A 7,504-nucleotide genomic window follows, 5' to 3' on the forward strand; every position below is an offset into this window, starting at 1 on the left:
TAAATTTATTAATTTTCTAGTTGCAAAATTAGCAATCCAATTCTTCCTTTTATTCTCTTCAACCCATTAATTTTCTATTCAAATATAAATATTCTTTATAGCTTAAAAAAGGCTTTGCTTTGACTGACATCAAACAATAGTGATATAGTTTTTATTTATAGAAAAACAAAATCACATAAACAAAATCACTTTAGATTTGCCCAAAGAACAACTAAACAAATACGCTGTATTTTTTAAATATCATTCCTTAAAGATAGAACATTTATATTAATTATTTGAAAAGAACATAATCAAAACAATTAAAAATGAGTAATAGTCAACAAAACAAAATGACATCAGTATCAGGTAGACCTATAGCTGATAATCAAAACTCTTTAACTGCTGGTAAAAGAGGTCCAATGCTTTTACAAGATATTTGGTTTTTAGAAAAATTAGCTCACTTTGATAGAGAGGTAATTCCTGAAAGACGTATGCACGCAAAAGGTTCAGCTGCATTTGGAACTTTTACCGTTACGCATGACCTAACTAAATATACCAAAGCAAAACTATTTTCTGAAGTTGGTAAAAAAACAGATCTATTTCTACGATTTTCAACAGTTGCTGGTGAACGTGGCGCAGCTGATGCGGAAAGGGATATTCGTGGTTTTGCGGTAAAATTCTATACTGAAGAAGGTAATTGGGATTTAGTTGGAAACAATACCCCTGTATTTTTTATCCGCGATCCGTATAAATTTCCAGATTTAAACAAAGCCGTAAAAAGAGATCCTGGAACAAATCTTAGAAGTGCTAATAATAATTGGGATTATTGGACATTGTTACCCGAATCTTTACATCAAATTACCATGACTATGAGTGAGCGTGGTATTCCTAAAAGTTACCGCCACATGAATGGGTATGGTAGCCACACATTTAGCTTTATAAATGCCCATAATGAGCGTTTTTGGGTGAAATTTCATTTTAAAACAGCTCAAGGAATAGAATGTTTAACCGATCAAGAATCAGAAATAATAATAGGAAAAGATAGAGAAAGCCATCAAAGAGACTTATACAACAGCATTAAAGAAGGAAATTATCCAAAATGGTACTTAAAGGTTCAAATAATGCCTGAAGAAGATGCTAAAACGTATCCTATCAATCCTTTTGATTTAACAAAAGTTTGGCCTCATAGTGACTATCCTCTTATTGATGTTGGAGTATTAGAATTAAATAAAAACCCAGAAAACTATTTTGCAGACGTAGAACAGTCTGCTTTTAACCCTGCAAATATTGTACCTGGTATAGGCTTTTCTCCTGATAGAATGTTACAAGGTAGATTGTTTTCTTATGGAGATACACAACGGTACAGATTAGGAGTTAATCATTATCAAATCCCTGTAAACGCCCCAAGATGTCCATTTCATAATCATCACAAAGACGGTGCTATGCGTATTGACGGTAACGGCGGAGGAACAGTACATTATGAACCTAATAGCTATGGAAAATGGCAAGAACAAAAAGAATATCGAGAACCTGCTTTAGCACTAGAAGGAGCTGCCGATCATTGGGATTTTAGAGATGAAGATAATGATTATTATTCCCAACCAGGTAACTTGTTTAGAATCATGACTCCTGAACAACAACAAACATTGTTTGAAAATACAGCACGTTCTGTAGGAGGAGCTGAAAGATTTATACAAGAGCGCCATATTCATAACTGCTACAAGGCAGATCCTAATTATGGCAAAGGAGTTGCGGCTGCTTTAGGTATTAGTTTAACCGATTTAGATTTAATATAAATATTTAAATAGTAATGAGAAAATCATTTGTAACCTGTGCATCGCTTATTATCTCAATAAGCGCATTTGCCCAAAATCCTCTTACAACTAGTGGAGGAGCTCCTGTAAATGGTGATTTACAGTCCTTAACTTTAGGCCCAAATGGCCCCGTATTATTAGAGGATGTCCACCTAATTGAAAAATTGCAACATTTTAGTAGAGAAAGAATTCCTGAACGTGTTATGCACCCAAGAGGAACCGGCGCTCAGGGATATTTTATCTTAACTAAAAACATCAGCGATCTTACCAAAGCTAAAATCTTTACGGAGGTAGATAAAAAAACACCTGTTTTGGTTCGTTTCTCAAGCGTTATTCACTCGAAAGGTTCTCCTGAAACAGCAAGAGATCCAAGAGGATTTGCTGTAAAATTCTATACAGAAGAAGGCAACTGGGATTTAGTGGGTAATCATATACCTACATTTTTTATAAGAGACGCTATTAAATTTCCTGATTTCACACACGCTAATAAACCATCTCCTATCACGGATCTTCAGGATGAAAATAGAATTTTTGATTACTTTTCAAAAACACCAGAAGCTACTCAAACATTAACATGGTTAATGTCTGATAATGGAACTCCTAAATCTTATAGAGAAATGGATGGTTTTGGTGTAAATACTTTTAAATTTATTAATGATAAAGGAGACATTTCTTGGGTTAAATTTCATTTCAAATCATTACAAGGAATTAAAAATTTAACAGCAGAAGAAGTAGTTCAAGTACAAGGCAAAGACTTTAGTCACATGACTAGAGATTTATACAACAATATTGCTGCTGGAAATTTTCCTAAATGGGATTTATATGTACAAATAATACCTAATAAAGACATTAACAAATACGATTTTAATATTTTTGATGACACGAAACAATGGTTTAATGTTGAAGAAATAAAAGTAGGTACGTTAGTTTTAGATCGTATACCAGCAAACTTCTTCCAATACACTGAAAGTGCTGCTTTTGCTCCTTCTAGAGTGGTACCTGGAATTGGTTTTTCTCCTGACAAAATGCTTCAAGGTAGGAATTTTTCTTATGCTGATGCACAAATGTACAGATTAGGTAAAAATCATCAATTATTACCCGCTAATAGACCTTTAGTAAAAGTAAATAATTACCATATAGACGGTGCAATGAATTTTGAAGAAAGAACAGGCGATACAAATTACTTCCCTAGTCATAATAATCCTACATATACAGAATTTAAAGCAGATGATAAAAGACTTTTAGACGGTTATATGGTACGAGAAGAAATAAAAGATTCTAAAGATTTTTATCAAGCAGGTATCCTGTATCGTAGTTATTCTAAACAAGAAAAAGACAACTTAATAAAAAACTGGACAAGTAATTTAAGCAAAGTCAAAGATAAAAAAGTTCAAGCTACTATGGTTAGCTTTTTATATAAAGCGGATCAAGAATACGGAACAAGAGTTGGTAATGCTCTAGGTTTATCTAAAGATAGTTATAATAAATAAATTCCCTTAACTTCCTAGAATGCTATAATATTGGATTTTTGAATCTTTCTGATACTTATAGCATTCTTTTAAAATTAAAATTATGTATACTAAAATTTTTTTAACATTAATCTTATTAATCAGCCCTTTTTTCGTTTCTTTTTCTCAAAATATGAATGCGCAACAAGAACTTGAAAAATCATTTTTTTATGGCGCAAGGACTTCTAATATAGAAATATTAGATGAATTTATTAAAACAGGGATAAGCGTTAATTATCAGGGTGAAAACGGTTACACAGCAATAATGATTGCTGCATACAATGGACAAAAAAAAGCTGTTGAATTTTTACTTTCTAAAGGAGCTGACTTATGTATAAAAGATAAAAGAGGGAATACAGCCTTAATGGGAGCTATCGTTGCTAGTGAAGATGATATTGCTAAATATTTAATAAATAACGAGAAGTGTGATGAAGAAACCAATAAAAGAACCCTTGAATATGCACAACGTTTTGGAAGAACTGAAATAATTAAATTTTTATCCACAAAAAACACCAAATGAAAACAATCTGTTTTTAACAAAATTAATATCAATTAGTCTAAAAAACATACCCTCCTAATTTAAAATAATTCATTAAAATGAATTATTTTACTCACAAAAACATTGGGTAGCAATATCATTAATTCTATAAATTTAATAACATATAAGATTATTCATAAACAATTTTAGAATATTGATTAAATAACAAACCTTAAAACACATTTTCATTTATAATTTTATTGTCCAGTAGAATTTAATCTAAAAATATCTAAAAAACGTTGAAAATGTAAGTTATCTTTGTTTATAATTTTTAACACAAAGAATCATATATTTTAAAATGAAAAAAACAATTTATTTATCCGTTTTCAGTTCTTTGATTTCGCTTTTTTCATTAGCTCAAGAAACGGTTTCAGAACGTTATACTGCACATAATAAAGGTAAGTTCTATGTCTATTGGGGAGGAAATCGCGAAACTTTCAGTAATTCTGATATTACTTTTAAAGGAAATGATTACAATTTTACCATTTATGATGTACCAGCTCAAGACAAACCTAAAGGTTGGCATATAGATTATATCAATCCGCTTAGAATGACCATCCCACAAACAAATTTTCGATTGGGATATTTTATTAACGATCATTATAATATTTCATTAGGATTAGATCACATGAAATATGTTATGTATCAAAATAAAGTAGTAAATTACACAGGTAATTATCCTAACAGAGGGGTATATGGAGAAGATAAAAATGAATTAGGACAGCCTCTTGGTTCAAATCAAGTAAATTTAACAGAGGATTTTTTAACATTTGAACATACTGATGGCCTTAATTATGTTAATGCAGAAATCAGCCGAGTTGATGATCTTACTAAATATATTGCTCCTACCCTTAATACAGATAAAGTACAACTAAATTTAACGGAAGGAATCGGCGCGGGTATTTTATTACCTAAAACAAATACCAAACTTTTTCATAAAGAACGTTACGATGAATTTCATTTAGCGGGTTATGGTATAGCTGCTAAAGCAGGTTTAAATTTAACCTTTTTAAAACATTTCTTTATACAAGGAGAATTCAAAGGAGGCTATATCAATATGCCTGATATTCGTACTTCCTATGATTCGTTGGATAGAGCAAGTCAACATTTTTGGTTCTTACAACGCATTATAGCTTTTGGTGTTACATATAAATTATAATAATCTTATTTTTCCATAAAATTTTAACTAGAGGTCGTTTTAAAAAAACTAACCTCTAGTTTTTCTTTTCTACTCTAGAAAAAAATTAAAACTATATCATTTAAACTATTTCCTCTTCCTCAACTCCCTCTCAAATTTCTTTTAAAATTCAGTTTACACATTAGACTTTATACTAAAAATAAAATTCTTTTTTAAATTCTAAATCATTTCTACCTCTAATAAACTTTTAATACAAAATCTAGTTTAACATCTAATCCTATATTTTAAGAAACTTTAATCAAAAAAAATGCCCTAAAAGCATGACCTCTACATAAATATAGACGATTACTTTTAGGGCGTATAATATATATTTCTAATTATTTTTAATTTTCTATTCTATTCATTAGAAAATATCTTTTGCTACAATACCTATTAAACCAATGATCTCTTTACTAATAAATATTAAAATCTAATTAAAAAACACAATTACTCAAAATTATTTATTTTAATGATATTTCTACCTGAATATTTCCTCTAGTTGCATTAGAATAAGGACAAACTTGGTGTGTTTTAGCTAATAAATCTTCTGCAATTTCTCTCTCTACTCCATCTATTTGGGCAACTAAATTCACACATAAATCAAAACCTCCATTTTCATTAGAACCAATTCCCACTTCAGCTGTTATACTAGTCCCTCCTAATTTTATTTTTGAGTTACGAGCAACTAAATTTAACGCACTATCAAAACATGCCGCATAACCCGCCGCAAATAATTGTTCTGGATTCGTAAAGGCACCTCCTTTTCCTCCTAATTCTTTTGGAATTTCTACTTTAAAATCTAAAACGCCATCTTCAGATTTCACACTACCTTCTCTACCTCCTGTTGCGGTTACTTTTGTAGAATACAATGTTTTCATTTTTATCTCTTATTTAATCTATTAATGTTACTAATTCACTCATAGGTTTACGCACCTTTTTAAGATTCACTAACCAATCATTAGGAGCGTTTTTATATCCTAAAGGAAGAATGAGCGTACTTCTTAAATTTTTCTCTCTTAAATTAAGAATTTTATCCAACTCATCACGATCAAAACCTTCCATAGGTGTACTATCTATTCCTTCATACTCGGCCTGTGTCATAGCTGACATAAGAGCTATATAAGTCTGTTTTGCAGCATGATTATAGTTTTCTTCTGGATCTTGGTCTGGATAAAAGGATAAAAGTTTTTGGCGATATGCTTCCCAACCTTCATTTTTTATACCTCTGATTTCATTAGTTAAATCAAACATGTGATTTATTCTTTCTGCTGTGTAAGTATCCCAAGCGGCAAAAACTAATAAGTGAGAACAATCTGTAACTTGCGATTGATTCCAAGCTATTTTTCTAATTTCAGCTTTAACATCTGGATTTGTAATTACAAAAACTTCAAAAGGTTGTAATCCACTAGAAGTTGGAGTCAATCGAATAGCCTCCAAAATGTTTTCTATTTTTTCGTTTGGAATCGTTTCTCCCGTCATTGCTTTACAAGCATAACGATTATTTAATAATTCTAAAAAATCCATTTTCTCTCTGTTTTTATGTAATGTATTATTTTTTATTGTACTCAACTAGATTATTTCTGATTATTTTTTTAACATATAAGCCGTAACAATCTTATTTCTTTATGCTATACCAAGACATTTTATATGCGTTTTCTAACACTTCTTCATTAAAAAACAATTCCCCCATTTGGTGTTTAGCTACTAAAAAGGATAATGGATTTATTGCAAATCCATAAATTAAATACAGAGAACAATCTTTAATGATTCCTTCTTCTTGTCCTCGTTTGCATAAATCCATAAATTTTTGCAAATACGAAATACCTTTACTTCGCGTTTCTTCGTTAATCATGGGTGTAATGTCGCACAACGATTGAAAAAGAGCTTCTTTTATATGAGTTCTTTTATAATTCGCTATACTATACCAAATTATCTTAAACCCCTCTTCTACTGACATTTCCTCATTATAATCTTTAAAGATATGGTCACTAATCTCGTTTTTTAGATGAAGATAAAGTTTATCTACCAGATCTTGTTTGTTTTCAAAATAAATATAAATAGTAGCTGGTGCTACATTTGCTTTTTGTGCAATTTTTGACATCGAAGAAGCGTGAAAACCATTATTATTCACTAATTCTAAAGTTGCTTCCAATATTGCTTTTTCTTTGTCTTTCAATGGAGCTTTCATTCCTATTATATTTTACAACTACAAAGATACACAAAAAGAATGAACGTTCATTCTTTTTGTGTTAAAATTTTTTAAAACATACAAAATGTAATCCTTTTAGAAAAAGGATAAAAGCGTAAGCATATAACCAACAGCTAGTTAAACCTTAACATTTTTTATTATCCCTCACATTTATGCGGATTTCCCGTAATTATTTATTAAATCCTTTTTTTATCTTAGGCATCATAACTTAACTAGAATAATTAAAGCTATCTGATAAACTTTATTACTTATAGATGCTAAAATCATTCTTAATAAAAA

7 protein-coding genes are annotated in these 7,504 nt (G+C 30.3%); 4 read left to right on the forward strand and 3 right to left on the reverse strand.

The annotated features are described in order from the left end of the window. Window positions 1-305 precede the first annotated feature (305 nt). The 4 genes from B0A78_RS09020 (at window position 306) to B0A78_RS09035 (ending at window position 4,998) form a co-directional block, all read left to right on the forward strand. Entirely contained in the window at window positions 306-1,775 is a 1,470-nt protein-coding gene (locus B0A78_RS09020; RefSeq protein WP_014164672.1) for a catalase, read from the forward strand. Between the two features lie 14 nt (window positions 1,776-1,789). Then, complete coding sequence (locus B0A78_RS09025) at window positions 1,790-3,283, forward strand: catalase (RefSeq protein WP_014164673.1); 1,494 nt, start codon at window positions 1,790-1,792, stop codon at window positions 3,281-3,283. Window positions 3,284-3,365: 82 nt separating this feature from the next. Then, a complete protein-coding gene (locus B0A78_RS09030; protein WP_014164674.1) occupies window positions 3,366-3,821 on the forward strand; it encodes an ankyrin repeat domain-containing protein in 456 nt (151 codons plus the stop codon). A gap of 316 nt (window positions 3,822-4,137) precedes the next feature. Then, the gene (locus tag B0A78_RS09035) at window positions 4,138-4,998 is read left to right on the forward strand and encodes a hypothetical protein (protein WP_097609603.1); all 861 of its coding nucleotides are present in this window, start codon (window positions 4,138-4,140) and stop codon (window positions 4,996-4,998) included. A gap of 479 nt (window positions 4,999-5,477) precedes the next feature. Here B0A78_RS09035 and B0A78_RS09040 read toward each other — a convergent pair whose 3' ends face one another. The 3 genes from B0A78_RS09040 to B0A78_RS09050 form a co-directional block, all read right to left on the reverse strand. Continuing rightward, window positions 5,478-5,894: an organic hydroperoxide resistance protein gene (locus B0A78_RS09040; RefSeq protein WP_014164676.1), complete on the reverse strand. Its 417-nt coding sequence runs from the start codon at window positions 5,892-5,894 to the stop codon at window positions 5,478-5,480. Window positions 5,895-5,907: 13 nt separating this feature from the next. Further along, the gene (locus B0A78_RS09045; protein WP_014164677.1) at window positions 5,908-6,540 is read right to left on the reverse strand and encodes an NAD(P)H-dependent oxidoreductase; all 633 of its coding nucleotides are present in this window, start codon (window positions 6,538-6,540) and stop codon (window positions 5,908-5,910) included. A 91-nt stretch (window positions 6,541-6,631) separates the two neighbouring features. Beyond that, on the reverse strand, window positions 6,632-7,204 hold the full coding sequence (locus B0A78_RS09050) for a TetR/AcrR family transcriptional regulator (protein WP_014164678.1): 573 nt from the start codon (window positions 7,202-7,204) through the stop codon (window positions 6,632-6,634). Window positions 7,205-7,504: the final 300 nt, after the last annotated feature.

The sequence above is a fragment of the Flavobacterium columnare NBRC 100251 = ATCC 23463 genome (assembly GCF_002530675.1).
Classification (GTDB): domain Bacteria; phylum Bacteroidota; class Bacteroidia; order Flavobacteriales; family Flavobacteriaceae; genus Flavobacterium; species Flavobacterium columnare.

Coding starts and splice junctions, on each gene's coding strand:
- B0A78_RS09020 (WP_014164672.1), top strand. CDS start 306: ATGAGTAATAGTCAACAAAACAAAATGACATCAGTATCAGGTAGACCT.
- B0A78_RS09025 (WP_014164673.1), top strand. CDS start 1,790: ATGAGAAAATCATTTGTAACCTGTGCATCGCTTATTATCTCAATAAGC.
- B0A78_RS09030 (WP_014164674.1), top strand. CDS start 3,366: ATGTATACTAAAATTTTTTTAACATTAATCTTATTAATCAGCCCTTTT.
- B0A78_RS09035 (WP_097609603.1), top strand. CDS start 4,138: ATGAAAAAAACAATTTATTTATCCGTTTTCAGTTCTTTGATTTCGCTT.
- B0A78_RS09040 (WP_014164676.1), bottom strand. CDS start 5,894: ATGAAAACATTGTATTCTACAAAAGTAACCGCAACAGGAGGTAGAGAA.
- B0A78_RS09045 (WP_014164677.1), bottom strand. CDS start 6,540: ATGGATTTTTTAGAATTATTAAATAATCGTTATGCTTGTAAAGCAATG.
- B0A78_RS09050 (WP_014164678.1), bottom strand. CDS start 7,204: ATGAAAGCTCCATTGAAAGACAAAGAAAAAGCAATATTGGAAGCAACT.